Origin of the sequence: Bordetella genomosp. 13 (assembly GCF_007679965.1) — a bacterium.
GTDB lineage: Bacteria > Pseudomonadota > Gammaproteobacteria > Burkholderiales > Burkholderiaceae_B > Bordetella.
In genome coordinates this window covers 138905-165093 of sequence record NZ_VEHL01000009.1, presented here as the reverse complement: position 1 = coordinate 165093, position 26189 = coordinate 138905, and the positions used below count along the sequence as shown (strand labels likewise).

21 protein-coding genes and 2 pseudogenes are annotated in these 26189 nt (G+C 69.7%); 7 read left to right on the top strand and 16 right to left on the bottom strand.

Annotated features, from left to right (window positions below):
• The first annotated feature begins 44 nt into the window (after positions 1-44).
• From cphA to FS845_RS20830, 4 genes are all read left to right on the top strand, one after another.
• Positions 45-2645, top strand: a complete 2601-nt coding sequence (gene cphA, locus FS845_RS20845; protein ID WP_144638900.1) for a cyanophycin synthetase — start codon at positions 45-47, stop codon at positions 2643-2645.
• A gap of 337 nt (positions 2646-2982) precedes the next feature.
• A complete protein-coding gene (locus tag FS845_RS20840) occupies positions 2983-3183 on the top strand; it encodes a CsbD family protein (RefSeq protein ID WP_066126222.1) in 201 nt (66 codons plus the stop codon).
• A 33-nt stretch (positions 3184-3216) separates the two neighbouring features.
• On the top strand, positions 3217-3378 hold the full coding sequence (locus FS845_RS20835) for a DUF1328 domain-containing protein (RefSeq protein WP_082852992.1): 162 nt from the start codon (positions 3217-3219) through the stop codon (positions 3376-3378).
• Positions 3379-3390: 12 nt separating this feature from the next.
• Positions 3391-3726 carry a BON domain-containing protein gene (locus tag FS845_RS20830; RefSeq protein ID WP_144638898.1) on the top strand — a complete coding sequence of 112 codons (336 nt, stop codon included), beginning with the start codon at positions 3391-3393 and terminating at the stop codon, positions 3724-3726.
• 168 nt (positions 3727-3894) lie between these two features.
• Here the strand turns inward: FS845_RS20830 and FS845_RS20825 are convergent, their stop codons facing one another.
• Complete coding sequence (locus FS845_RS20825) at positions 3895-5466, bottom strand: multicopper oxidase family protein (RefSeq protein WP_144638896.1); 1572 nt, start codon at positions 5464-5466, stop codon at positions 3895-3897.
• 177 nt (positions 5467-5643) lie between these two features.
• Here FS845_RS20825 and FS845_RS20820 point away from each other — a divergent pair.
• A pseudogene (locus FS845_RS20820) lies at positions 5644-6041 on the top strand (type II toxin-antitoxin system MqsA family antitoxin).
• A gap of 24 nt (positions 6042-6065) precedes the next feature.
• Here FS845_RS20820 and FS845_RS20815 read toward each other — a convergent pair.
• The 10 genes from FS845_RS20815 to FS845_RS20770 all read right to left on the bottom strand — a co-directional run bounded on the left by FS845_RS20815 (position 6066) and on the right by FS845_RS20770 (position 15634).
• Entirely contained in the window at positions 6066-6938 is an 873-nt protein-coding gene (locus tag FS845_RS20815) for a PhzF family phenazine biosynthesis protein (protein WP_144638894.1), read from the bottom strand.
• 213 nt (positions 6939-7151) lie between these two features.
• Positions 7152-8615, bottom strand: a complete 1464-nt coding sequence (locus tag FS845_RS20810) for a 4Fe-4S binding protein (RefSeq protein ID WP_144638892.1) — start codon at positions 8613-8615, stop codon at positions 7152-7154.
• Positions 8616-8663: 48 nt separating this feature from the next.
• Positions 8664-9509 carry an FTR1 family protein gene (locus FS845_RS20805; protein WP_144638890.1) on the bottom strand — a complete coding sequence of 282 codons (846 nt, stop codon included), beginning with the start codon at positions 9507-9509 and terminating at the stop codon, positions 8664-8666.
• Between the two features lie 24 nt (positions 9510-9533).
• Positions 9534-9884 (bottom strand): cupredoxin domain-containing protein, encoded by a 351-nt coding sequence (locus FS845_RS20800; RefSeq protein WP_144638888.1) that lies wholly within the window; start codon positions 9882-9884, stop codon positions 9534-9536.
• Entirely contained in the window at positions 9884-10420 is a 537-nt protein-coding gene (locus tag FS845_RS20795) for an iron transporter (RefSeq protein WP_144638886.1), read from the bottom strand. Before FS845_RS20795 ends, FS845_RS20800 begins: the two co-directional genes overlap by 1 nt.
• Positions 10421-10566: 146 nt before the next feature.
• On the bottom strand, positions 10567-11130 hold the full coding sequence (gene phaR / locus FS845_RS20790) for a polyhydroxyalkanoate synthesis repressor PhaR (RefSeq protein ID WP_144638884.1): 564 nt from the start codon (positions 11128-11130) through the stop codon (positions 10567-10569).
• A 116-nt stretch (positions 11131-11246) separates the two neighbouring features.
• Positions 11247-11984: an acetoacetyl-CoA reductase gene (phbB, locus tag FS845_RS20785; protein ID WP_144638882.1), complete on the bottom strand. Its 738-nt coding sequence runs from the start codon at positions 11982-11984 to the stop codon at positions 11247-11249.
• A gap of 62 nt (positions 11985-12046) precedes the next feature.
• Positions 12047-13672, bottom strand: a complete 1626-nt coding sequence (gene phaC / locus FS845_RS20780; protein ID WP_144638880.1) for a class I poly(R)-hydroxyalkanoic acid synthase — start codon at positions 13670-13672, stop codon at positions 12047-12049.
• A gap of 241 nt (positions 13673-13913) precedes the next feature.
• Complete coding sequence (gene pgeF / locus FS845_RS20775) at positions 13914-14684, bottom strand: peptidoglycan editing factor PgeF (RefSeq protein WP_144638878.1); 771 nt, start codon at positions 14682-14684, stop codon at positions 13914-13916.
• Positions 14672-15634 carry an RluA family pseudouridine synthase gene (locus FS845_RS20770; RefSeq protein ID WP_144638877.1) on the bottom strand — a complete coding sequence of 321 codons (963 nt, stop codon included), beginning with the start codon at positions 15632-15634 and terminating at the stop codon, positions 14672-14674. The genes pgeF and FS845_RS20770 overlap by 13 nt, the downstream gene beginning before the upstream one ends.
• Before the next feature lie 107 nt (positions 15635-15741).
• Here FS845_RS20770 and FS845_RS20765 point away from each other — a divergent pair, with 107 nt between their 5' ends.
• The gene (locus FS845_RS20765; RefSeq protein ID WP_186332370.1) at positions 15742-16533 is read left to right on the top strand and encodes an outer membrane protein assembly factor BamD; all 792 of its coding nucleotides are present in this window, start codon (positions 15742-15744) and stop codon (positions 16531-16533) included.
• Between the two features lie 146 nt (positions 16534-16679).
• Here FS845_RS20765 and FS845_RS20760 read toward each other — a convergent pair.
• Positions 16680-18794: pseudogene (locus tag FS845_RS20760) on the bottom strand (ATP-dependent DNA helicase); the annotation flags it as partial.
• A gap of 201 nt (positions 18795-18995) precedes the next feature.
• Between FS845_RS20760 and tex the strand changes: the two are divergent.
• Positions 18996-21458, top strand: a complete 2463-nt coding sequence (tex, locus tag FS845_RS20755; RefSeq protein ID WP_144638873.1) for an RNA-binding transcriptional accessory protein Tex — start codon at positions 18996-18998, stop codon at positions 21456-21458.
• Between the two features lie 180 nt (positions 21459-21638).
• Here the strand turns inward: tex and FS845_RS20750 are convergent, their stop codons facing one another.
• The 4 genes from FS845_RS20750 to FS845_RS20735 form a co-directional block, all read right to left on the bottom strand.
• Positions 21639-23600 carry a LapD/MoxY N-terminal periplasmic domain-containing protein gene (locus FS845_RS20750; protein WP_144638871.1) on the bottom strand — a complete coding sequence of 654 codons (1962 nt, stop codon included), beginning with the start codon at positions 23598-23600 and terminating at the stop codon, positions 21639-21641.
• A 22-nt stretch (positions 23601-23622) separates the two neighbouring features.
• Positions 23623-24285, bottom strand: a complete 663-nt coding sequence (locus FS845_RS20745) for a transglutaminase (protein WP_144638869.1) — start codon at positions 24283-24285, stop codon at positions 23623-23625.
• A gap of 179 nt (positions 24286-24464) precedes the next feature.
• Positions 24465-25796, bottom strand: coding sequence for a tryptophan--tRNA ligase (locus FS845_RS20740; RefSeq protein WP_144638867.1), 1332 nt, complete (start codon positions 25794-25796; stop codon positions 24465-24467).
• 65 nt (positions 25797-25861) lie between these two features.
• Entirely contained in the window at positions 25862-26188 is a 327-nt protein-coding gene (locus FS845_RS20735) for a DUF3325 domain-containing protein (protein WP_144638865.1), read from the bottom strand.
• Position 26189 lies beyond the last annotated feature (1 nt).

Genomic DNA, 26189 nt, shown 5'->3' with positions numbered 1-26189 from the left:
TTTTCAGTACCCCTTTTTTCCGTCAAGAATAGGAAAAATCCGCCATGGAAGTCTCCCGCATCCGCGCCCTGCGCGGCCCCAATCTCTGGAGCCGCAACACGGCCATCGAAGCCATCGTGGCCTGCAGCGACACCGAATGCTCCATCGACGACACGCCGGATTTCGAGGCGCGCCTGCGCGCCCGCTTTCCGCTGATCGGCCTGCTGCGTCCCGAGGGCCACCAGGGCGCGCTGTCGATGGCCCACGTGCTGCAATCGGTCGCCGTCAGCCTGCAGGCCCATGCGGGCTGTCCGGTCACCTTCGGCCGCACGCAGGCCACCATCGAGCCGGGCGTCTTCCAGATCGCGGTGGAATACAGCGAGGAATCGGTCGGCAAGCTGGCGCTGGAACTGGCGCGCACGCTGCTGCAGGCCGCCGTGGACGACCAGCCTTTCGACCTGGCCGACGCGCTGGCCAGGCTGCGCGAGCTGGACGAGGACATCCGCCTGGGGCCCAGCACCGGCGCCATCGTGGCGGCCGCCGTGGCGCGCGGCATCCCGTATCACCGCCTGACGCAGGGCAGCCTGGTGCAGTTCGGCTGGGGCAGTCGCCAGCGCCGCATCCAGGCCGCCGAAACGGACAACACCAGCGCCATCGCCGAGTCCATCGCGCAGGACAAGGACCTGACCAAGATGCTGCTGGACGCGGCCGGCGTGCCGGTGCCCAACGGGCGCGTGGCCGACTCGGCCGAAGGCGCCTGGGAGGCCGCGCAGGAACTGGGCGGCCCGGTCGTGGTCAAGCCGCGCGACGGCAGCCAGGGCCGCGGCGTGGCGGTCAACATCGACACGCGCGAACGCGTCTTCCAGGCCTACGAGGCCGCCAGCGAGATCAGCTCCGACGTCATCGTCGAGCGCTACATTCCCGGCCACGACTTCCGCCTGCTGGTGGTGGGCAGCCAGTTGGTGGCGGCGGCGCGGCGCGACCCGCCCAAGGTCACCGGCGACGGCGTGCACTCCATCCGCCAGCTGGTCGAGCAGGTCAACGCCGATCCGCTGCGCGGCGACGGCCACGCCACGTCGCTCACCCGCATCCGCTTCGACGACATCGCGCTGGCCACGCTGGCCAAGCAGGGCTACGACGCCGACACGGTGCCGCCGGCCGGCACGCTGGTCGTGCTGCGCAACAACGCGAACCTCAGCACCGGCGGCAGCGCCACCGACGTGACCGACGAGGTCCACCCCGACCTGGCCGCGCGCGCCGTCACGGCCGCCCGCATGATCGGCCTGGACATCTGCGGCGTGGACGTGGTGGCCGAGACCGTGCACCTGCCGCTGGAAGAGCAGCATGGCGGCGTGGTGGAAGTGAACGCCGCGCCCGGCCTGCGCATGCACCTGAACCCGTCGTTCGGCAAGGGCCGCCCGGTGGGCGAGGCCATCGTCGGCCAGATCTTCGCCGACGGCCAGGACGGCCGCATCCCGGTGGTGGCCGTGGCCGGCACCAACGGCAAGACCACCACCGTGCGCCTGACCGCGCACCTGCTGTCCTGCGCGGGCAACCGCGTGGGCATGACCAACTCCGACGGCGTCTACGTGCAGTCGCAGCGCATCGACACCGGCGACTGCAGCGGCCCGCGCAGCGCGCGGCGCATCCTGCTGCACCCCGCCGTGGACGCGGCGGTGTTCGAAACGGCCCGCGGCGGCATCCTGCGCGAAGGCCTGGCCTTCGACCGCTGCGACGTCGCCATCGTCACCAACATCGGCCAGGGCGACCACCTGGGCCTGGGCTACATCAGCACGGTGGAAGACCTGGCCGTGGTCAAGCGCGTGATCGTGCAGTACGTGCGTCCCGGCGGCATGGCCGTGCTGAACGCGGCCGACCCCATCGTGGCCGAGATGGCCGGCGCCTGCCCCGGCTCGGTCACCTTCTTCGCCGCCGACCCGGACAATCCCATCATCGCCACGCATCGCGCCCAGGGCCATCGCGTGGTGTACCGACAGAACGACGCCATCGTGGCGCACCAGGCCGATACGCGCGTCGAGCTGTCGCTGTCGGCCATCCCGCTGACGCGCGGCGGCGACATCGTGTTCCAGGTCGACAACGCCATGGCCGCCGTCGCGGCCGCGTGGGCGCTGGACCTGCCGTGGGACACGATCCGGTCGGGCCTGGCGGGCTTCGTCAACGACGCCGCCACGGCGCCCGGCCGCTTCAACATGTTCGACTACGGCGGCGCCACGCTGATCGCCGACTACGGCCACAACCCCGACGCCATCCTGGCGCTGGTGAAGGCCGTGGATGCCCTGCCCGCGCAGCGCCGCAGCGTGGTGATCAGCGGCGCGGGCGACCGCCGCGACGAGGACCTGCGCCGCCAGACCGAGATCCTGGGCGATGCGTTCGACGAACTGGTGCTGTACGAAGACCAGTGCCAGCGCGGCCGCGAGGACGGCGAGGTGCTGGCGCTGCTGCGCGAAGGCCTGGCCAATGCCAGGCGCGCCAGCCGGATCGAAGAGATCCGCGGCGAGTTCCTGGCCATCGACACCGCCCTGGCGCGCCTTGCGGCGGGCGACCTGTGCCTGATCCTGGTGGACCAGGTGGAAGAGGCGCTGGCCCACATCGCGCAGCGCGTGGCCGAGCGCAACGCCGCCATCGCCGCCGCCCCGGCGCGATAGGCCCGATAGCCCCGGTTACGTACTCCCCTCAAAGCCGGTCAAATGGTCACCCAGGTGTAACAAGCACCTGGGTGACTCTTTTCTTCCCCTGCGGGCGCCCGCCCGGCAATCCCGGAACACTCTCCTATACGGCCCGCCGCGCCGTGCCCGCCGTCGCTCGAACAGCCCCTTAAAACGGGCACTTGGCGCGTTTACATTTGCCCACACCGCCTGTTTGACACCCCCTGGGCCCGACTGGTGTAGTGGCTTCACGGCAAGCTGATCAGCTTTCATATCCCTCGCGGCGCCACCCGATGGCCATCGGCGAAACGCCGCAAATTCGCTAGGAGAAGACGTCATGAACAACGACATCGTTGCTGGCAAGTGGAAGCAGCTCAAGGGCAAGGCCAAGGCGGCCTGGGGTGACCTGACCGACGACGAACTGACCCGCACCGAGGGCAACGCCGAACGTCTGGCCGGCCTGGTCCAGGAACGCTACGGCAAGACGCGCGAAGACGCGCAACGCGAAGTCCGCGAATTCTTCGACCGTAACCCCTAACGCGGCGCTCGACGCCTTTCGAGGAGAATCACGATGCTGTACTACGCGGTAGTTTTCTTCGTCATCGCCATCATCGCGGCGGTCCTGGGCTTCGGCGGCATCGCTGCCGGCGCGGCGGGCATCGCCAAGATCCTGTTCTTCGTCTTCCTGGTCCTGGCCCTGCTGTCGATCCTGGGCGGCGCCTTCCGACGATAGCGGAGGTCACCCATGATTACCCGTAAATGGATGGCCGCGGCCGTGATCGGCGCCGGCGCCGCGCTGACCGGACCGGTCCACGCGGCGGACGGCACGGGCGAGAAACAGTCTGTCGGCGAGTACGTGACCGACGCCACGATCAGCACCAAGGTGCGCGCGGCGTTCGTGGCGGACAAGTCGCTCAGCGCCCTGGACATCGCGGTGGAGACCAACGACGGTGTCGTCACCCTGACGGGTAGCGTCGCCACCAGCGAGCAGGTCAGCCATGCGGCTGACGTGACGCGCGGCGTCGACGGCGTCAAGCAGGTCAAGAACGACATCAAGGTGGATCCGAGCAAGGCCAAGTAAGGCCGCTACGTCCTCTCCAACGACGCCCCTGAACGGGCCTTCGGCATCCGGACCCCGGTCTGGCCCCGAGGGTCGGTCCAGGGGCGTTTTTCGTGGCGCCCGAGTGGGCGCCGCATCGTGCGTGCGATATCCACCGCCCAGCTCGCATAGCGGTTCGCGTAGCGGGATTCAACCCTCCACTTTCACCATCCCCATCATGCCCTGGTCCTCGTGCTCGAGGATGTGGCAGTGATACATGCGCAGCCCCGGCGTGTCCTGGCGCAGCGAGATGCGCACCGCTTCGCCGTGCGGCACGTTGACCGTGTCCTTCCACGTGCGCCAGGGCTCGGGCTGGAATGCCCCGCCGCCGCGGCGCCGCGCCGTCACCTGGAACTGCACGCCGTGCACGTGGAAGGGATGGTCCATGTCGGCCTGGTTCTCGATCTCCCACTGCTCGACCTGCCCCGCCTGCATGGTCACGTCGATGCGCTTCATGTCGAAGGCTGCACCGTTGATCAGGAACTGCATCGCCATGCCGTGCGGCCCGTGCGACATGGTCTCCGTGAAGACGAAACGCCGCTGCCGCACGGGCTTGGACAGCGGCGCAATGGCACGCAGCGTGGCCGGCACCGGCGACATCTTCGGCGCGACGAAGGCGGCCGCCACCTGCACGTCCAGCAGGGTCAGGCCCGCCGACCGCGGCCGTCCCGGCCCCATCCAGCCCGAGTCGTAGTCCAGCGTGCGCAGCGCGGCCGGCCCCGCGACGGGAAACGTCACCACGACCTCGGCGCGTTCGGCGGGCGCCAGCAGCAGTTCGGCCGCATCCACCGGCTTCTCCAGCAGGCCGCCGTCGCTGCCGACCAGGGTCATCGTGGCGCCCTCGAACGCCAGGCGCAGATAGCGCGCGTTGGTCGCGTTGATCAGGCGCAGGCGGCGCCGCGCGCCGGCCACCGCGTCCATCACGGGCTGCTTCTGGCCGTTGACCAGCACGTGGTCGCCGATACGGCCGTTCATCGCGTCGGCCTCGGTCGGCGGCGCGTGCGTGCCGTCCTCGGCCAGGCGCAGGTCGGTGAACATCAGCACCGTGTCGCCGTACTCGGCGGGAATCGGATCGTGCCGCGACCGCACGATGAATACGCCTGCCAGGCCGCGGTAGACCTGCTCGGCGGTGCGGCCATGCGGATGCGGGTGATACCAGTAGGTGGCCGCGCTGCCCGCAGGCAGCGTGAACCGGTACGGCCGGTCCGCACCCGACGCGACGGCGTCCATCGGATTGCCGTCCTGGTCGGCCGGCACCGGCATGCCGTGCCAGTGGACGGTGCTGTCCTGGCCGGGAATGCGGTTGGCGAAGGTGATCGCAACGCGGTCGCCTTCGTAGGCCTCGATCAGGGGGCCGGGGCTGGCGCCGTTGTAGGCCAGCACGGGGGTGGACAGGCCGGGCGCGTAGTGCACCACGGCGGGCGCCGCGGTCAGCGTGGCCTCGAACACGCCGGGTTCGGCCGACGCATTGGCCAGGCGCGGCAGCTCGCGCAGCGGCTGGCCCTGCGGCAGCGGGACGACCCTGCGCGGCGCGGCCTGGGCAGCGGCGTCCATCGCGCCCTGCCCCATCGCGCCGTGGTCCATGGCCATGCCGTGACCCATGGCCGCGCCATGCGGCATGCCGTGTCCGTGGTGCATGTCCATGCCGGCCTGCGCCCAGGCCCGCGAGTGCGCCGCGTACAGCCCCGCAAGCGCCGCCCCCAGGAAGGTCCGCCGATACATCGCCCTCTCCATCCGAATCGATGCGCGCAACGATAAGGCTTGCCATGGTGGGAAGGTCAAGCGGAGACGGCGTGGCGTCGGACTGAGCTGCTTTGCAGGATGGATCGCCAAGGGACTTGGAAGCAGGAGCCATCATGCGGAAAGCACGCGGCGATTACACGTTCAAGGACCTGTGAAATGAAATGCCCGATCTGTGCCCAGTCACCGTTGCAGCGGCAAGTACGCGATATGCCGTATACCTACAAGGGCCATGTCACGGTCATCGAGAAAGTATCCGGCCAGTTTTGTCCAAGATGCGGGGAGAGCGTGTTGGAAGCCGCCGAAGCATCCCGGGTCAGCGCCGCCATGCTCGCATTCAATAAACAGTCAACGGGGCAGCCGTAGATCCGGACTACATTGCCGCCGTGCGAAAAAAGCTTTCCTTGGATCAGCGTGAAGCTGCGGAGATCTTCGGCGGCGTCAATGCTTTCTCCAGATACGAGAACGGCAACACGCGTCCGCCGCAAGCTCTGATCAAGTTGCTCAAGGTGCTGGACCGGCATCCCGAGCTGCTGGCCGAGATCCGCGAAGCGTGATGCACACGAGGTCTTGGCAGCTCCCTACCCCCCCACCGTCACCTCGCCCTTCCCCAGCGCGATCACGCGCCCGCCGACCCGGATCTTGCGATCCTCCGTCACGTCCAGGTACAGCGTGCTGGGCCGGCCCGCCTGCTCGCCCTGGCTGACCACCAGGCGCGCCGGCAGCGGATGGCCACGGGTCAGCAGCCAGCCGCCCAGGTTGGCGCAGGCCGAGCCCGTGGCCGGATCTTCCACCACGCCGCCGCCCGGCTTGACGAAGAAATGCCGGGCCAGCGCCGCCTGGCGCCCGTCGGCCGCCGTGTCGCCGATCGAGAACACGTAGGCGGTGCGGCGCCCCACGCTGCTTTGCGGCCAATCGGCGCGCGCGGGATTGGGCATCGCGCGGCGCACGGCGTCGAAGCTTTTCAGCGGAATCAGCAGTTGGTCGTTGCCGGTGTCCACGCGCAGCGGATCGTCCAGCAGGTCGTCCTCGGACAGGCCCAGCAGCGAGGCGACGTCCGCCCGGGACGCGGACACCCGCTCGGTGCGCGGTGCGCCGTCGGTGGGCGCGGTCAGGGTCCAGAGGTTGCCCTCGGCCGCCACCGGCACCAGGCCCGCCTTCACTTCCAGCGTCAACGCCTCGCCCGCGCCGCGCACCTGGCTCACCACGTGGGCGGTCCCCAGCGTGGGATGGCCGGCGAAGCGCATCTCGTAGCCCGGCGTATAGATGCGCACGCGCGCGTCGGCCTGATCAGAAGGCAGCACGAAGGTGGTTTCAGACAGGTTGAACTGCAGCGCCAGGCTCTGCATCAACGCATCGTCCATGCCGCGCGCATCCTCGAACACGCACAGCGGATTGCCGCCGAAGGTGCTTTCGGCGAACACGTTGACCAGATGGTAGGCATAGGACGGCATGGCGGGCTCCTGACGACGAATGCCCGACACCTTACCGCATGTCTGTTCCGGTCGGCGTGGGCGGATCTGTGCTGTTCGGGGGCATGGGCATGCTGGCGCGGGAATCTCGCGCAGGGGCCGCGGCGCGTACGGCGCGCGCGTCAGGCGGCGCATTGCAGCATGGCCGCATGCCTGCCCGGGCCGGCCGGCGCGGGCAGGCCCTCATTCATCACGTCACCAGAGTGCGAAGAACAGCACCCAGGCCCAGCAGAACGGCGCCAGGCCGGCGGCGAACGCCACCCAGGCGGCCGCGCGGCGCAACAGGCCGCCCGGACGCAGCCCCAGCACGCGCCACGCCAGCCGCAGCGACCACAGCACCGCCAGGGCCAGCAGCGTGAAGCGCACCGGCGCGACCCAGTGCGTGCCCATGCCCTCGTGCTGCAGCAGCGTGATGGTGGTGGCCGACAGGCCCAGGAACACGCCGATGCCGGCGGTGGGGATCAGCGCCTGCGCGAGCTTGTGCAGGCCGCCGAAGCGCGTGGCCGCCGGCGGCGTGGTGGCGCCCGGCCGCGCGCCGGCCGACCTGGACACGTCCGTCGCCGCCATATCCGAAAACTGCGCCGGCAACCGCGCCGACACCGGCGCCAACCGGTCGGCCAGCCACAGCGACAGGAACGAGGCGCCGCCGATGACCACCGTGGCGCCCACGCAGAAGGCCAGGATGGCACTGCCGTCCAGCCACGAGAAGCTGTCGTTGGCCTCGGGATAATGCGTCAGGATGAACCAGGGCGCGTTGTCCATCAGCGGCCACAGGATGTCGCGCTCGACCAGCCAGGTGGCCACCGCCTGCTTCAGCGTGACGTACCAAGGGCTCGCGCTCCAGAGGAACGCACCCATGGCCACGCCCATCAGCCCGAAGCAGATCAGCACGGTCTGCCACGGATCGCCGTCGGCCACGTGCACGATCTCTTCCTCGGGCGAACGCGGCGTCAGCGCGATCGCGCCACGGTAGCCGCTGCAGCGTCCGCAGACGTGGCAGTCGCCCGCGCCCTTCATGTGGCGCAGCGGCACCAGCGGCGCGCAGTTCACGGGCTCGATGCGGATGACCGGATGGCGCCAGGCCTCTTCGTCGACCTTGAAGTGCCACGGCGCAAGCTTGGCCAGCAGCGTGAACACGCCGTTGACGGGGCACAGGTACTTGCACCACACGCGCTTGCTGCGCCCGTAGCGCCACCCCACGATCATGGCGGCCACCGTGGAGCCGCCCAGCACGGCCAGCACCGCCAGCGGATACTGGTACACGCTGACCAGCTGGCCGTACACGGTGGTGATGACGAAGGCCATGAAGGGCCAGCCGCCCCAGCGCATCCACTTCGGGATGGCATGGCCCTGCCCGCGCTCGCTGGCCCATTCTGTCAGCATGCCCTCCGGGCACAGCCAGCCGCACCACGCGCGGCCCAGGATCGGCATGGACACCAGCACGAACGGCCACCAGACGCCCCAGAACGCGAACTGAGCCACCACCGTCAGGTTGTTGAACACCGAGGCCGCGTTGTCAGGCAGCGGCAAGAGCGGCGGCACGATCAGCAGGAAGGCGTAGATGACGACGATGCCCCATTGCAGCTTGCGCAGCAACGGGGCATGGTCACGGAGAAAATCGGCGATGCGGACAGTTGCCCGTCCGAGTGCGGCAGCCATGTGTTCGAACCTTGCATTGCGCCTGCGGGCGCGCGTTCAAGCCTTGGTTTATTGCGGCGCCGGACGGGCCGGCACGCCGGCCGAGTGCCGGTCGGCGCGGCGCAGCAGCGCCCACACCACGGCCCAGTAGGCGATCCAGACCAGCACCGATACCAGCGCGGGGTAGGCACGATAACCCGCGAAATCGGCCAGGACCTTGCCGATGCCGCTGCTGTCGTCCAGCAACCACGAACTGTCCCAGATGGGATCGACGATGGGGGGCACCACCGCCAGCGAGATCAGGCGGTCCAGCCCGCTGATCAGCAGCGCGCCGGCCAGCAGCAGCAGCAGCACTTCGGTCAGCTTGAAGAAACGCCGCCACGTGATCAGCTTGCCGCCCAGCTGCAGCAGCCAGAAGGTCAGCAGGGCGATGCCCAGGCCGGCCACGCCGGCCAGCGCCAGCATCCAGGGCGATTCGCCCTGCGCCGCCGACACCGTGCCGTACAGGAACACGACCGTCTCGCTGCCTTCGCGGGCCACGGCGATCATCACCAGCACCAGCAGGCCCCACCAGTTGTCGTGCGCCAGCGAATCGCGGGCGCCGCCTTCCAGTTCGCGCTTCAGGGTACGGCCGTGGCGTTTCATCCATACGACCATCTGCACCACCAACACGCACGCCACCAGCGACATGCCCGCCTGGAACCACTCCTGCCCCTCGTCGCTAAGCCAGGACGACACGCCCAGCAGCACCAGCGCCAGGGCCAGCGCCAGGCCCAGGCCGGCGGCCACGCCGCCCCACAGGTAAGGCATGCCGCGGCGCCCCTCGGGCGAGGCGCGCAGCCACGAATAGAGGATGCCCACCACGAGCAGCGCCTCGACGCTTTCACGCCATACGATGAAGAGAACCTGTTCCATGTGCAGAAATGCCCTGTGTTGCCGCTACTCGGGCTTGACCACCAGCGTGCCGCGCACCTGCTGGTGGAAATCGTCGAAGAAGGGATACTCGCCGGGGCGCGAGATGGTGATCACCACGAAGGACTTGACCCCGGGCCCCAGCACTTTCTCCTTGCGCAGCGGAATGCTCTCGAACTCGACCGGCTCGTTGCTTTCGTTGATCAGCTCGATCTTGAAGCGGCCGGCCGGCACTTCCAGGCGCTCGGGCTCGAAGGTGCCGTTGGGCTTGAATGTGAGCGTGAAGGTCGGCAGCTCGGCCGCGCCGGCGGCTGCGGGCAACACCAGCAGCGCGGTGGCCAACACCGCGCCGTATGCGGCAGCCAGCAGCCCGCGCATCAATAGCCGCCCTTCTTGCCGGTGCCGGCGTAGACGAAGTCGTATTCCACGTCGAACGCGGCGGCGAATGCGGCCACGCCGGTTTCCTTGTCGGTGTGGCGGCCGAAGTGGGCCATGCCGTCGGCGCCCGGCGGCAGGATGGTGTATTTCAGGTGGTATTTGCCCGGGCCTTCGAGCTTGACGTTGTCGCCGTAGTGCGGCCCGTCGTTGGCGACCATGGGCATGAAGGTGCCCTTGATGACGTTGGCGCTGCCGGCCTTCTGCAGTTCGAACTTCACGGTCAGGTAGGGCACCCACTCGCCTTCCGGAAAGCCGCTCTTGTTGTCGGCGGTGGCGTGGATGTCGGCCTCGAGGTGCACGTCGGACTCCTTCGCGGCGCGCATCATGCCCGGAGGATCCATCTCGATCGGCTGCAGGTACACCGCGCCGATCTCCATGCCACCCTTCTGGACAGGCTTGCCGATGGGATATTCCGCCGCGTGGACGGCAAACGAAAGACCCAATCCCATGGCCAGCGCCACGCCGTGTTTCATCATCAGTGCTTCCTCAGTTTTTCAACGCGCCCCGGAGCGCGCCGCGCAGGTTTAAACAAGAACCGTTTTCATTAATGTTAGCGCGTTGAACTGACGTTTCACTGAATCGTCATGTGGCCACGACGGGCAAACCCGAAGGCGTCCCCGGTTTATTTGCGTCCGCCCGGCGTGCCTCCGGGCGGGAACGGGAAGGTCGAGAACATGGCGCGGGTCTGGTCCTGCATCTGGTCCTGCATCTGCACGAACAGGTTCTTGCTCTGGTCGATGTAGTTGTTCATCATGTTCTGCAGCATGGGGGTCTGCACGTTCATGAACTGCGCCCAGGCCTCGGGTCCGAACTGGCTGCCGTACAGGCCCTTGGACTGCTCGGCCATGCGCTGCTGGATCTCCATGAAGGCCTGGATGTTCTTCTCCAGGTACGAGCCCATGATGCCCTGCATGGCATGGCCGTAGAAGCGGATGATCTGCGACAGCATGGTGGACGAGAACATCGGCATGCCGCCGCTCTCTTCTTCCAGGATGATCTGCAGCAGGATGCTGCGCGTCAGGTCTTCGCTGCTCTTGGCGTCGACCACCTGGAATTCCTCGTTGGCAAGCACGAGCTGCTTCACGTCGGCCAGCGTGATGTAGGTACTGGTCTGCGTGTCGTACAGGCGGCGGTTCGGGTACTTCTTGATCAGGCGCAAAGTGGCGCCGTTCTGTGCTTGCGTCATGACTGTCCCCAAGATCGGGTGATCTCTTCTAATCGCATTGGTTTGCAGTGTACCGCCGGGCGGCCGCCCTCCTCGAACGGCCGCCCGGCGGCGTGATCGCTACGCGGCAGCCGCGCTCAGCCCATGTGCAGGCCGCCGTTGAGCGAGAAGTCGGCGCCGGTGGCGAAACCGGATTCGTCGGAGGCCAGCCACGACGTCATCGAGGCGATTTCCTCGGGCGTGCCCAGGCGGCGCACCGGGATGGTGGCGACGATCTTCTCCAGCACGTCGGGGCGGATGGCGCGGACCATGTCGGTGCCGATGTAGCCCGGCGAGATGGTGTTGACCGTGACGCCCTTGCTGGCCACTTCCTGCGCCAGGGCCATGGTGAAGCCATGGATGCCGGCCTTGGCGGTGGAATAGTTGGTCTGGCCGAACTGGCCCTTCTGGCCGTTGACCGAACTGATGTTGATGATGCGGCCCCACTGGCGGTCGACCATGCCGTCCAGCACCTGCTTGGTGACGTTGAACAGGCTGTTCAGGTTGGTGTCGATGACGGTGCGCCAGTCGTCCACCGACATCTTGCGGAACAGGCCGTCGCGCGTGATGCCGGCGTTGTTCACCAGGACGTCGACCGGACCGTGGTCCTGCACGATGCGCTCGAAGGCCTCCTTGGTGGAATCCCAGTCGGCCACGTTGCCCACCGAGGCATGGAACGTGTAGCCCTGCGCCGCCTGCTCGTCCAGCCACTGCTGGTAGTTGCGGCTGGGGCCGCAACCCGCCACGACGACGAAGCCGTCCTTGGCCAGGCGCTGGCAGATCGCCGTCCCGATGCCGCCCATCCCGCCTGTCACGTATGCAATTTTGCCGCTCATGAGAATTCTCCGTTGTGCCGCACGTTGTACGCCGATACCTGGTTCGCCACTGCGGCGGACGATCAGACGGCCCTGACTTTCACATATCTGCCCGGCGCCGGCTCGATGGGCCGATGCCGCGCGTTGCCCAGCTTGACGCGGGCGCGCACCTGCGGGCCGCCCTGCGTGCCCAGCCATCGGGCCCAGTCCGTCCACCAGCTGCCGGGATGCTCGACGGCATCGGCCAGCCAGGCGTTGGGATCGCCGGGCAGGGTCGCGTCGTCCGCCCCCACCCAGTAACTGCGTTTCTTGCGCGCCGGCGGATTGACCACGCCTGCGATGTGCCCCGATGCGCCCAGCACGAAGCGCCTGGGTCCGCGCAGCAGCTGCGTGGACGCGTAGGCGGAGGTCCAGGGCACGATATGGTCTTCGCGCGAGCCGAACAGATAGGTGGGCAGCTCGAGCCGCGTCAGGTCCAGCGGCACGCCCTGCGCCTGCGTGCGGCCCGCCACCTTGAGGTTGTTCTCGAGGTACGTGTTGCGGAAGTACCAGGCGAAGAAGGGCCCCGGCAGATTGGTGCTGTCGGCGTTCCAGAACAGCAGATCGAAGGCCGGCGGCGTCTGCCCCTTCAGGTAGTTGCCGACCACGTAGTTCCAGACCAGTTCGTTGGGCCGCAGGAACGAGAACGTGGTGGCCAGGTCGCGCGCGGGCATCAGCCCGCCGCGGCCCAGCTGATGGTCGCGCAGCAGCGCGTGGCCTTCGTCGACGAAGACCTTGAGCACGCCGGTGTCGTGGAAATCGAGCAGCGAGGTCAGCAGCGTGAGCGAGGCGGCCGGATGTTCGCCGCGCGCATGCGCCAGCGCCAGCGCCGAGGCCAGCATGGTGCCGCCCACGCAGAAGCCCAGCGCGTTGACCTGCGGCTGGCCGGTGATGTCGGCCGCCACGGCCAGCGCCCGCAGCACGGCCTCGTCGAGGTAGTCGTCCCAGGTGGCGGTGTCGACGCCGTCGGCGTCGGCCGGCACCGGGTTGCGCCACGACACGATGAACACCGTGTGGCCCTGCTCGACGGCATGGCGCACGAAGGAGTTGTCGGGCTGCAGGTCGAGGATGTAGTACTTGTTGATGTTGGGCGGCACCACCACCAGCGGCCGCTGGTAGACCTTGGACGTGGCGGGCGCGTACTGGATCAGCTGCATGAGCCGGTTCTCGTACACGACCTCGCCCGGCGTGGTGGCCACGTTGCGGCCGATCTCGAACTGGGTCTCGTCGGTCTGGCTGATGCGGCCGCGCTGCAGGTCGTTCAGCAGGTTCGACATGCCGGCCGACAGCGCGCGCCCGGCGGTCTCGACGATGGACTGCTGCGCGTCGGGGTTGAACGCCAGGAAGTTGGCGGGCGACAACGCGTCGACCCATTGCATGATGGAAAAGCGCAGGCGCTCGCGCAGCGGCTCGCTGACCTGCGCGGCATCGACCATGCGGCCCATGGCGCGGGCCGACAACAGGTAGGCATGCGCGATCAGCGTGTGCTGCGCGCTGGCGCTCCAGGCGGCGCTGGCGAAGCGGCGGTCGGTCGGCGGCGCCAGCGTGCCGCGCTTGGCGTCTTCGCACAGGCGCAGCCAGTCGCGCGAGAAATCGGCTTGGATCTGTGCCAGGGCGTCCGGCGCCACGCTCACCGGAACGGGCCATGTAGCGGATAGATGAGCGGTCACTGCGACACCTTGTTATCGGAACTGCGCGAGTCGATGGTGCATGGCACACCAAACACTGTCAATGCGGGGAATTCAGTAAGGATACGGGGAACGCGGCGCAGTTTCATGCTGCAGCGCAGTATGCATGAGGCGGCCGCGCGGTATGGGCAGCGACCATGGCAGCAGGCGCGTCGGATCGGGCCCGCGGCAGGCTCATCCGCCTTGCTGCGGCCGGATCCGGATGCGGCCGCAGCGGCGCGATCTATGCCGCGGTGCCGCGCGGAGCCAGCCACGCCAGCGCGGCCATGCGGCCCGTCTCCTTGTCGCGGCGGTACGAGAAGAAGCGCGGGTCGCTCACGGTGCACAGGCCGCTGACGTCGGGCTCGGCCACGCCGGCGCGCTGCAGCTTCAAGCGTGCCAGGCCGGGCAGGTCGGCCAGCCACTTGTCCGCGATGCCGGGGCGCGGCAAGAAGAACGCCGCGGCCTCGGCATCGCCGTCGGCGAACGCCTGCAGCACATCGTGGCCGACCTCGAAGTGCGACGGGCCGATGCCGGGACCGATCCAGGCCCGCCATCCCGACGCCTGCGGCGCCTTGGCGCGCATGGCGGCCAGCGTGTTCTCGAGCACTCCGCCAGCCAGGCCGCGCCAGCCCGCGTGGGCCGCGCCCAGCACGGTGCCCTGATCGTCGGCCAGGATCACCGGCAGGCAATCGGCCGCCATCACGGCCAGCACCCGGCCGGGCCGCGTGGTGACGCTGGCATCGCCGGGCGTGTCGTCCGCGACGTCGCCGTCCGCGTCGATCACGTCGGCGCTGTGGACCTGGCGCAGCCAGAGCGGATCGGACGGCACCGCCGCGCGCACGCGGCGGCGGTTCTCGGCCACGGCCTCGGGGCGGTCGCCCGCGCGGATGCCCAGGTTGAGCGTGTCGTGCGGGGCCGCGCCGACGCCGCCGCCGCGCGTGGTGCAGAAGTACCGCACCCCCTGCCAGCGCGGGCCGCCGACCACGGGCAGCCCACCGATCACGTAGTCCATTGAATCGCATCCTGTACGGCGGTCATGTCGGCGGGCAGCGCCGACTGGAATTCGACCAGGCCGGCGCCGCCGGGGTCGTCGAAGCGCAACGCGCGCGCATGCAGCATCTGGCGCCGCGCGCCGGCCAGGGCCTGGCCGCCGTACAGCACGTCGGCCAGCAGCGGATGGCCCAGGCTGGCCAGGTGCACGCGGATCTGGTGGGTACGGCCGGTCTCGAGCCGGCAGATCACCTGCGAGACGGGCCGCGCGTCGGCCGTCGCGCCCTGGCGCTCGGCGCGGTAGTGCGTGATGGCGGGCTTGGGCGCCACGGGCCGCTCGACGCTCATGCGCACGGGCACCTTCGCGTCGCGGCCGATGGCGCGGTCGACCGTGCCCTCGGCGCGCAGATGGCCCTGCGCCAGCGCCAGGTATTCCCGGCCCACGGTGCGGGCCTGGAGCTGGCGCACCAGGTGGGTCTGGGCCAGTTCGTTGCGCGCCACGACCATCAGCCCCGAGGTGTCCTTGTCCAGGCGGTGCACGATGCCGGCGCGCGCCACGCGCGTCAGTTCGGGATAGCGGTGCAGCAGGCCGTTCAACAGCGTGCCGCTCCAGTTGCCCGCGCCGGGATGGGTGACCAGCCCGGCGGGCTTGTCGACCACGATCCAGTCGGGGCCGTCGGCCACCACGGTGAAGTCGATGGGTTCGGGCGAGAAGGCCAGGTCTTCGGGAGCGGGCTGCTCCCAGACGGCCAGGCGGTCGCCGGGACCGACGATCTGGCGCACCTTGGCCGGGGCGCCGTTGACGTGCACGTGGCCGGCCTCGATCCAGCCCTGCAGCCGGCTGCGCGAATGGCCGGGCAGCAGCCCCGCCAGCACCTTGTCCAGCCGGTCGGCCTGGGTCCGCAGCGGCAGCGCGATCACGAACGGTTCATCGTCGGAAAGCGGGTCTGGGCAGACGGCTGTGTCGGACATGGAGACAAATCATATAATCGGCCTGCCATGCTACCACTTAGGAAATTCGCCTCGTGATTCACCGCACCGCTGCTCCCTCGTCTTCCGCCATCCGACGCGGGCCGGCCCTGCGCGCGGCGATCGCGCTGTCGGCGCTGCTCCTGATCGCCGGTTGCGGCGGCGCCAAGAGCGACTACGACCCCACCGCGGGCTGGAGCGCCGAACAGCTCTACGCCGACGCCAAGGAGGAAGTCTCCGCCGGCAACTGGGACAACGCCCGTACCCGCCTGACCTCCATCGAAAGCCGCTATCCGTTCAGCGTGCATGCCCAGCAGGCCCTGATCGAGCTGGCCTACGTCAACTGGAAGGACGGCGAGAACGAGCAGGGGCTGGCCGCCATCGACCGTTTCCAGCAGCTGTATCCGAACCATCCGGGCACCGACTACATGCTGTACCTGAAGGGCCTGATCAACTTCACGCCCGCCAGCGCGTTCATGACGAACATCACCGGCCAGGACCCGGCCGAGCGCGATCCCAAGGGCCTGCGCGCGTCCTACGACGCGTTCTCCGAACTGATCAAGCGCTATCCCAACAGCCGCTACACGCCCGACGCGCAGCAGCGCATGACCTGGCTGGTCAACGCCATCGCCATGAACGAGGTGTACGTGGCGCGCTACTACTACGAGCGCGGCGCCTACCTGGCCGCGGCCAACCGCGCCCAGACCGTCATCACCGACTTCGAAGGCGTGCCCGCCGCCGAGGAAGCGCTGTACCTGCTGCAGCAGTCCTACGGCAAGCTGGGCATGAAGGACCTGGAAGCCGATGCCAGCCGCGTGCTGGCCCAGAACTATCCCAACAGCAAGTTCAAGACCGAGGGCCTGTCCGCCGAAAAGAGCTGGTGGAACCCCTTCTCGCGCTGATGCCACGCGGTGCGGCCCTCCGGCCGCCCCTGCGCTGAATGCCCACGACGGCCCGCTGCACGCGGGCCGTCGGCATTTCAGGGTTCTTCCTGGAGCGCCGCGGGGCCGCCCGCCGCGGGGCCGCCCGCCGCGGGATCGCCCGCCGCGGGATCGCCCGCCGATCGCCGCGCGAAGAACGCCAGCGCGGCGTCCATGTCGCGCGTGCGCGCGAACGGCGGCAGGCCGCGCCACAGGCGCTTGCCGTAGGGTTTCTCGACCAGGCGGGCGTCGCCCACCACCAGCACGCCCCAGTCGCTTTCGGTGCGGATCAGGCGCCCCGCGCCCTGCTTGAGGGCGATGGCCGCCTCGGGCAGCTGGTATTGCTCGAACGGATTGCCGCCGCGCGCGCGGCAGGCGCGCAGGCGGGCCTCGATGACGGGGTCGTCGGGCGGTGCGAAAGGCAGCTTGTCGATGGCCACCAGGGTCAGCACGTCGCCGGGCAGGTCGATGCCTTCCCAGAAGCTGGCGCTGCCCACCAGCACCGGATGCTTGAGCTTGATGAAGCGCTCCAGCAGGTCGCGGCGCGTGGCCTCGCCCTGCCGCAGGATGGGCCACTCGTGGCCGGCGTCCTCGCAGGCTTCCTTCAGGCCCTGGGCCACGCGGTCGACGGCGCGCAGCGTGGTGCACAGCACCAGCGCGCCGCCGGGACTGGCTTGCAGCAGCGGCATCAGGGTGTCGACGAAGCGTTCCGTGAAATGCGGCGACTGCGGCTCGGGCATGCCCTGCGGCACATACAGCAGGCCCTGGTTGGGATAGTCGAACGGGGACTCCCAGCGGCCGGTTTCCGCATCGTCCAGGCCCAGCTGGCTGGTGAAGTGGTTGAAATCGCCGTGCACCGACAGCGTGGCGGACGTGAAGATCCACGCCTGCCCGGGCTTGCGGTTGCGCGAGAAGGCCTGCGCCACCGACAGCGGCGCGGCGTGCAGGCGCACGTGATGCTGGCCGTGCTCGACCCAGCGCACGGCCGGACCGGTCCAGGAGACCTCGGCGGCGGCTTCGCGCAGCACGGCCTGGGCCGCCTCGCGCGCGGCCGCGACCTCGGGCGCGGCGGCCTCGGCCACCGCCTGGGCCTCGGGGCCATTGGCGTCCGTGCCCCAGCCCGGGTCCAGGTGTTCTTCCGATGCGCCCGGCCGCCCCGGCGACGCCCAGCGCGACAGGCGGGTGACCAGGTCGGCGCCGCCGCGCGCGGCGGCCATCAGGTCGGGATGCTTCTCGGCCACGCCGGCCAGGGCCCGCGTGGCGGCGTCCAGCGTCTTGCGCAGCACCGCCAGCGCGGCGTCGAACACCTCGGGCTCGGGCATGGCCTCGAAGGTGGCCTTGCGGCCGGGCACGCGCTCGAGCGACGCACAGGCCAGCCGCAGCTCGCGCGCGGCGGTCTCGACGTCGCGCGAGATGTCGCCCCACTTGGCGGCCTCGCGCGCGTAGGCCAGGCCGGCTGCCTCCATGGTGCGGCCGAAGTCCAGCAGCTGGTGCGTGGACACGCTGTTGCCGAGGAAGCGCGTGGCCGTGTCGGGCAATTGGTGCGCCTCGTCGAAGATCACCGTGTCGACTTCGGGCAGCAGGTCGGTGACGCCCTCTTCGCGCAGCACCATGTCGGCCATGAACAGCGCGTGGTTCACCACCACCACGTCGGCCTCCTGCGCCTGCCGGCGCGCCTTGACCACGAAGCAGTCGCGGATGCGCGGACAGTCCTGTCCCAGGCAGTTCTCGCGGGTGGAGGTGACGCGTTGCCAGATGTCCGCGTCCTCGGGAATCTGGGCCAGGTCGGCGCGGTCGCCGGTCTTGGAGATGCCGGCGAACACCTGGATCTGCCGCAGCTGGGTGATCTCGGCCCGCGATTTCAGGGCGCGCTCGTCGCCCTGCAGGCGGTCCAGGTGATAGTGGCACACGTAGTTGCCGCGGCCCTTGAGCAGCGCGGCCGTCACGGGCAGCGCCAGCGCGGCGCGCACGCGCGGCAGGTCGCGGGCATGGAGTTGGTCCTGCAGCGTGCGTGTGCCGGTGGAAACCAGCACCTTCTCGCCGCGCGCGAAGGCCGGCACCAGGTAGGCCCAGGTCTTGCCGATACCGGTGCCCGCCTCGGCCACCAGCGTGCCGCGCCGCGCCATGGTGCGCTCGATGGCCTGGGCCAGGTCGACCTGCGACTGCCGGCGCAGGTAGCCGGGCAAGGCGCGGGCCAGCGGGCCGTCGTCGGCGAAGAATTCGGTGATGTCCAGGTCCAGCATGGGAAGCGTGCGCAGGGGAAAGGCCGGGCCGCCGCACGGGCGCGAACGGAAGCGGATGAGGCGCGGGCAGCGCCGCGCAGACCATCATGATACCCGCCCCTCCCGGGGCGCCGTGCCAGGTGCGTCACGTCTGGAGACGGGTCGCGGCGGCGGCTTATGGCAAAATCCGCCCCTTGTTTTCCTTTGCCGACGTCGCGAAAGATGCCTGAGATCTCTTCCACCACGAACGCCGCGCCCGGGGTCGACCAGGCCCGGATCATCGCCCAACTGGCCACCGAACTGCAGGTGCGCGCCACGCAGGTGGCGGCCGCGGTCGAGCTGCTGGACGGCGGCGCCACGGTGCCGTTCATCGCCCGTTACCGCAAAGAAGCCACCGGCGCCCTGGACGACACCGTCCTGCGCGACCTGGAGGTGCGGCTGGGCTACCTGCGCGAGCTGGAAACGCGCCGCGGCGCCATCCTGCAGTCGATCACCGAGCAGGGCAAGATGACGCCCGAGCTGCAGGGCGAGATCGCCTCGGCCGACACCAAGCAGCGACTGGAAGACCTGTACGCGCCCTACAAGCCCAAGCGCCGCACGCGCGCCCAGATCGCCCGCGAGGCGGGCCTGGAGCCGCTGGCCGACGCCATCCTGGCCGACCCGGCCTGCGATCCGGCCGCGCTGGCCGCGCAATACCTGAATCCCGAAGCCTCGATCAACGATGCCAAGGCCGCGCTGGACGGCGCGCGCGACATCCTGGCCGAACGCTACGCCGAAAATGCCGACCTGCTGGCCGACATGCGCGAGCACCTGTGGAACACGGGCGTGCTGTATTCCAAGGTGGGCGACGGCAAGGAGGCCGAAGGCGCCAACTTCCGCGACTGGTTCGACTTCAACGAGACGCTGCGCACCCTGCCCTCGCACCGCATCCTGGCGCTGCTGCGCGGCCGCCAGCAGGGCGTGCTGGAGCTGCGCGTGGGGCTGGACGCCGACCAGGAGGCGCTGACGCCCCATCCGTGCGTGGCGCGCGTGGCGTCGTTCCTGAAACTTGGCGGCGAAGAGGGCCCCCACGCCGCGCCTGGCGGCTCGCTGCCCCCCAGGGGGGCGCAGGCTGCCTTGGGGCGGCCCGGCGGCAGCCTGTTCGCCCCCGACGCCCCGCCCCGCGCCCGCTGGCTGGGCGAGGTGTGCCGCTGGACCTGGCGCGTGAAGCTGCTGACGGCCTTCGAGAGCGAGCTGTTCGGCCGCCTGCGCGACAGCGCCGAGGCCGAGGCCATCCGCGTGTTCGCCGCCAACCTGAAGGACCTGCTGCTGGCCGCGCCGGCCGGCCCCAAGGCCGTGCTGGGCCTGGATCCCGGCATCCGCACCGGCTGCAAGATCGCGGTCATCGACCGCACCGGCAAGGTGGTCGACACCACCACCGTCTATCCCTTCGAACCGCGCCGCGACCGCGAGGGCACCATCGCCACGCTGGCCGCGCTGGCCGCGCGCCACAAGGTCGAGCTGATCGCCATCGGCAACGGCACCGCCTCGCGCGAAAGCGAGAAGCTGGTGGCCGACATGATGGCGCGCTTCCCCGACCTGGCGCTCACGCGCGTGGTGGTGTCCGAGGCCGGCGCCTCGGTGTACTCCGCCTCGGAAACCGCCGCGCTGGAATTTCCCGACCTGGACGTCACGCTGCGCGGCGCCGTGTCCATCGCTCGCCGCCTGCAGGACCCGCTGGCCGAGCTGGTCAAGATCGATCCCAAGGCCATCGGCGTGGGCCAGTACCAGCACGACGTCAACCAGCGCGAACTGGCGCGCTCGCTGGACGCCGTGGTCGAGGATTGCGTGAACGCCGTGGGCGTGGACGTGAATACCGCCTCGGCCGCGCTGCTGGCGCGCGTGTCGGGCCTGAACACGACACTGGCCAAGAACATCGTGTCCTGGCGCGACGCCAACGGCGCCTTCCCCACGCGCAAGAAGCTGCTGGACGTGCCGCGCTTCGGCGACAAGGCCTTCGAGCAGGCGGCGGGCTTCCTGCGCATCCCCAACGGCGACAATCCGCTGGACGCCTCGTCGGTGCACCCCGAAGCCTATCCGGTGGTCGAGCGCATCGTGGCGCGCATCAAGGCCGACGTGAAGCAGATCATCGGCCAGCGCGAGGCCTTGAAGGGCGTATCGCCCGCGGACTTCACCGACGAACGCTTCGGCCTGCCCACCGTGCGCGACATCTTCAGCGAACTGGAGAAGCCGGGCCGCGATCCGCGTCCGGAATTCAAGACGGCGCAGTTCAAGGAAGGCGTCGAGACGCTGAACGACCTGTATCCCGGCATGGTGCTGGAAGGCGTGGTCACCAACGTGGCCAACTTCGGCGCCTTCGTCGACATCGGCGTGCACCAGGACGGCCTGGTGCACATCTCGGCGCTGGCCGAGAAGTTCGTCAAGGATCCGCGCGACGTGGTGCGCGTGGGCCAGACGGTGCAGGTGAAGGTGCTGGAAGTCGACGCGGCGCGCAAGCGCGTGGCGCTGACGATGCGCCTGAACGACGCGGCGGAGCCGGCGCGACGCGGCGGTGGCTCGGGCGCGGCGCCGGCGCCGCGCGGCGGCGATCGCGGCGCGCGTCGTCCGGGCCAGGATGGCGGCCGCGGCGCGGCGGCCCCGTCCAACAGCGCGATGGCGGACGCGTTCGCCAAGCTCAAGCGCTGATACGCGGGCATTCGACGCAAAAGCGGCGGTCCATGGACCGCCGCTTTTTTCGCCGTGACGCGGGATTCGGCCAGTCCGTTCCGGACGTCGACCCGTTGCCGCCCGAGCCAGGTCAGGTCGGGCCGTGCCGGGCCAGCGGCCGGACGGCCCGTTGCATTGCCCCATCGGCCCACGGGCCGCTCAGGCCGCCACCACCCCCGGACCCCGCATCAGCGTGATCCCCAGCGCCTCCAGCGCCTGGCGTGTCTGCGCGTCAGGCACGTCCTCGGCGCACACGTCGATGTCGCGCTGGTGTGCCAGGTCGATCACCGTGGCGGCCAGCGCCTGGCTGCCAGGGCTCTTCGCCAGGCCGGACACGAAGCCGCCGCCCAGCTTCACGTAGGCCAGCGGCAGGCCATGCAGGCGCGTCAGCGCGCTGAACTGCTGCGCCAGGCGGCGCAGGCCCACGCGCGTGCCCAGGCGGGCCGCCAGCCGGCAAAGGTCTTCCACGGTGGCGTACTGCTCGACCAGGCCGTGCGCATCGATCTCCACGAACAGGCGGCGCGCCAGGGGGGGCGACTCGGACAGCAGCTTGTGCAGCTGCGTCAGGAAACTGGCCTGCTTGAGCGACGGCAGCGACAGGCGCACCGTCAGGTCGCCGGCATTTTCCGCCAGCCAGTCCAGCCCCAGCCGCACCGCCTGCAGGTCGCAGTCGGCCGACAGGTTCAGGCGCACCGCCGCGGGAATGAACAGATGGGCGGGTATCGCCTCTTGCGCGCCGTTGGCCTGCAGGGTCAGCTGCGCCTCGTGGCGCACGACCTGGCCGTGCAGGTCCACCAGCGGGTCCACCGATAGCGAATACAGGCTCAGGCGCACGCCGTTCTGGATCGCTTCCTTCCAGGCCGTCTCGCCCATCGCCAGGCCCTGCGGCGCGTCCTCGGGCGCGAACTGCGGCTGGTCGTCGCCCAGGCTCTCGGCCTGCATCAGCGCATGGTCCAGGCGCGCCAGCACGTCGCCGGGCTGCGCGCCCGGCAGGTAGTTCGTCAGCGCCAGCGCCCAGCGGCACAGCGCGCCCTCGCCCACCGGGATGCGCAGGTGGCGCAGCTCGGCGCGCAGGCGTTCGGCCAGCAGCGTGGCCACCGGCGTGGTGGAATTCGGGAACAACAGCGCGAAGTCGGAGCCGTTCAGGCGGCCAAGCACGGCGCCGGGCTGGCGCCGCGCCGACACCACGCTGTGCAGCCGCTCGTACACCATGCGCAGCCATTGGTCGGCCAGGGCGCGATGCATGTGGCGGTTGATGCCCGCCAGGTCGCGTTGGCGGAACACCAGCACGTGGCCCATGGGATAGCGCTGGCGCGCCTCGGCGTCCTCGACGGACTCGGCCAGGGCCGACTCCAGGTCCTGCAGGAAGGCCTTGCGGCTCGCGGCGCCGGTGACCACGTCGCGGTCCAGCTCCACGCGCATGGACTCGGCGCGGGCAGCCTGCGCCTCGGCCGTCGAACGCAGCTGCTCGCGCGCTTCGTTCACGGCGTCGGCCACGTCGCTCATCTCGGCCACGCGCGGGACTGCGGGCGCGCGATTCCATTGGCCGCGGCCCAGCGTGCGCACGTGCTCGCTCAGCTCGGACATGACGCCGCCGCGCAGCCAGCGGGCCAGCCACCAGGCGAACAGGCTCCACAGCAGCCCGGCCGCCAGCACCAGCCCCATCATGCGCAGGCAGCTGCTCCACAGCGTCTCCCAGGCATAGGCGTCATCGGCCACCAGCGTGACCGAGCCGATCTGGCGCCAGCCGTTGTTCACGGCGTGGCTGACGGCGGGCGCATGCAGGGGCACCAAGGTGCGGAACCAGGCCGGCACGGCCGGCTGCTCGGCCTGGTCGTGACGGCGCTGCACGATGGGCTTGCCCTGCGCGTCCTCGAAACTCACTTCCCGGAAGTTGCCGCCATCGAACAGCGAACTGACCAGCAGCGCCTGCACGGCGGGATCCGCGCTGCCGGGCTGGGACAGCGCCAGCGCCAGGGACACGGCCGCGTCGCGGCCTTGCATCTGCAACTGGCCGGACAGGTATTCGCGCGCGGACGAGAGGCTCAGGGCCAGCACGCCTACCAGGATGGCGGCTATCACCAGGGAAATACTCAGCAGCAATCGCCGAAAAATCGACATGGGCACTTCCTACACACTCCAATCAGGGTTCCAGGCCTTCGCGCCGCATGCGCAGCAGCAGCGCGCGCCAGCGGCCGACGCGATCGGCCGGGGCGGCGCGGCCGTCGTCCAGATAGACGCCGCCCGCGCTGAAACTGAACACGGGGATCAGATCGGGGCGCTGCGTGGCGGGCAGCACGGCCTGGGCCAGGTTGTCCAGCACCAGCGGCTCGGCGCTGGGCGTGGGGTAATAGCCCAGCACCATGTGCGGCAGCGGCCGTCCGCCTTCGGGCCGGGCCTCGACGTAGATGAAGCGCAGGCGGTCCACGGGCACGCCCAGCACCGCCAGCGAGAAATATTTGCCGATGGCATAGTCGGCGTACGCGCCGCGCCCCCGGGCCAGGATCTCCAGCGGCGTGGCCCAGTCCATCGCAGGCCGCGCGATGCTCTCGGCCGGCAGCAGGCTGCGATTCCAGAAGTCGTTGACGCGGTCGATCTTGTCGCGCTCCGGCAACGCCGCATCGTTGTGCAATTGCAGCAGCCAGTCGGCCACGGCCTGCACCGCCTGCGGGCCATAGCGGCTCTCGGCTGTGTGGCGCAGCCGGTCGGGATTCAATTCCAATGCGCCGGCGGCGCCGCTCCAGCAGGCCAGGCACAGCAATACAGCCCAGCCGGCCCGCATGGCCGGATACAGGGGAATGGACATGATGCTCGCTTGAGACAGGTAGTACGGCCTGAAGGCAGAAAACGGCCTCCGACGGAGTCGGAAATTACCACAAGAGTTGTCTATCGAAACAAAATGTCTGCGCTCAATTTTTGAGCAAACTTATGGCATAAAAAAACGGGACGGGTTCGTTTCGCGAACCTCGCCCCGCTGCCGATGGCTCATTGCGCCAGTTCGGCCAGCGCCTCGCGGGCACGGTCCAGGGTACCCGCCACGCTGCCTGCGGGACTGGCGGCCACGTCCGCGCCGTCCAGCTGGACGGCATACGAGGCCTCGCCGGTGGCGCGCAACTGCGCCTCGGCGGGCAGTCGCTTCATGGCGGCGCCCGCCTGCTTGGGGTCGGCATAGGCCTGCGAGGTCAGGAGCTCCTGGCCGTCGGCAGCCAGCAGTCGGAAGCGGAAGCTGCCGTCCGCATCGCGGAAGCTGACAAAGCGCGCCCCCTTGGCCGCCTTGGCCTTGGCCCCCTTCCTGTCGGCCGCCTGCGCGCCCAGGTTGCGCAGGCCCACGGCCTCGCGCAGCACCTGCAGGGCGGGCGCCGCCATGGCGCGGGCCTTGCGCGCACCCTGCTGCAGGATCTCCTCGATGCGTTCGGGATGGGCCATCAGCGCGTCGTAGCGCTCGCGCATGGGTGCCAGGATGCCTTCCAGGCGCTCGTACAGCGCCGTCTTGGCCTCGCCCCACCCCATGCCGCTCTCGAGCTGCGCGCGGAACGCGGCGCTTTCGGCGGGCGTGGCGAACGCCCGGTACAGGGTGTACAGGTGCGAGTTCTCGGCATCCTTCGGTTCGCCGGGCTGGCGCGAATCGGTCACGATGCGCATCACCGCCGCGCGCAGCGCCGCGGCGCCACCCTCGAACAGCGGGATGGTGTTGTTGTAGCTCTTGGACATCTTGCGGCCGTCCAGGCCGGGCAGCGTGGCCACTTCCTCTTCGATCACCACCTCGGGCAACACGAAGAAATCGCTGCCGTACAGGTGGTTGAAGCGCTGCGCGATGTCGCGCGCCATCTCCAGGTGCTGCACCTGGTCGCGGCCCACCGGCACCTTGTGCGCGTTGAACATCACGATGTCCGCCGCCATCAGGATGGGATACGAGAACAGCCCCATGGTGACGCCGTCGTCCGGCTCCACGCCCTTGGCCGTGTTCTGGTCGACCGAGGCCTTGTAGGCGTGCGCGCGGTTCATCAGGCCCTTGGGCGTGACGCAGGTAAGCAGCCAGCACAGCTCGGGAATCTCGGGCACGTCGGACTGGCGGTAGAACGTGACGCGCTCGGGGTCCAATCCCGCGGCCAGCCACGTGGCGGCCAGCTCCAGCCGCGAACGCGCCACCCGCGCCGGATCGTCGCACTTGATCAGCGCGTGGTAGTCGGCCAGGAAGAAGAACGCGTCGACGCCGGGTTGCGTGCTGGCCTGGATGGCCGGACGGATGGCCCCGGCATAGTTGCCCAGGTGCGGGGTGCCGGTGGTGGTGATGCCGGTGAGGACGCGGGTATTCATGACTGCGGCGGGAGGCGAGTGGACGGAAGCCGCAGTGTACTCCGCCATGCCGCCCCGAAAAGGCGTCAGGCCGCCCAGGCCAGCACCGGCGCGGCCAGCGCGCAGGCGCCTCCGGTGGCCAGGGCCGCGCGCGGCCAATAGGTCAGGAACCAGATCAGCAACAGCCCGGCCAGGCTCAGGATGCCCACCCATTCGATGGTGCCATAGCTCCAGCCCCAGGCCGCCGCGGACGCGCCCAGCGACAAGGCCAGTCCCAGCCACCCCAACAGGCGCAGCAGCAGGCGGTGCGGGCGGGGGATCTCGCGGTCGAACACGTCCTCGTAATGGCGATCCATGGCCAGGCACAGGGCGGAGAATCCGGCGTAGGCCAGGCAGAAGGCGGCGGCATTCATG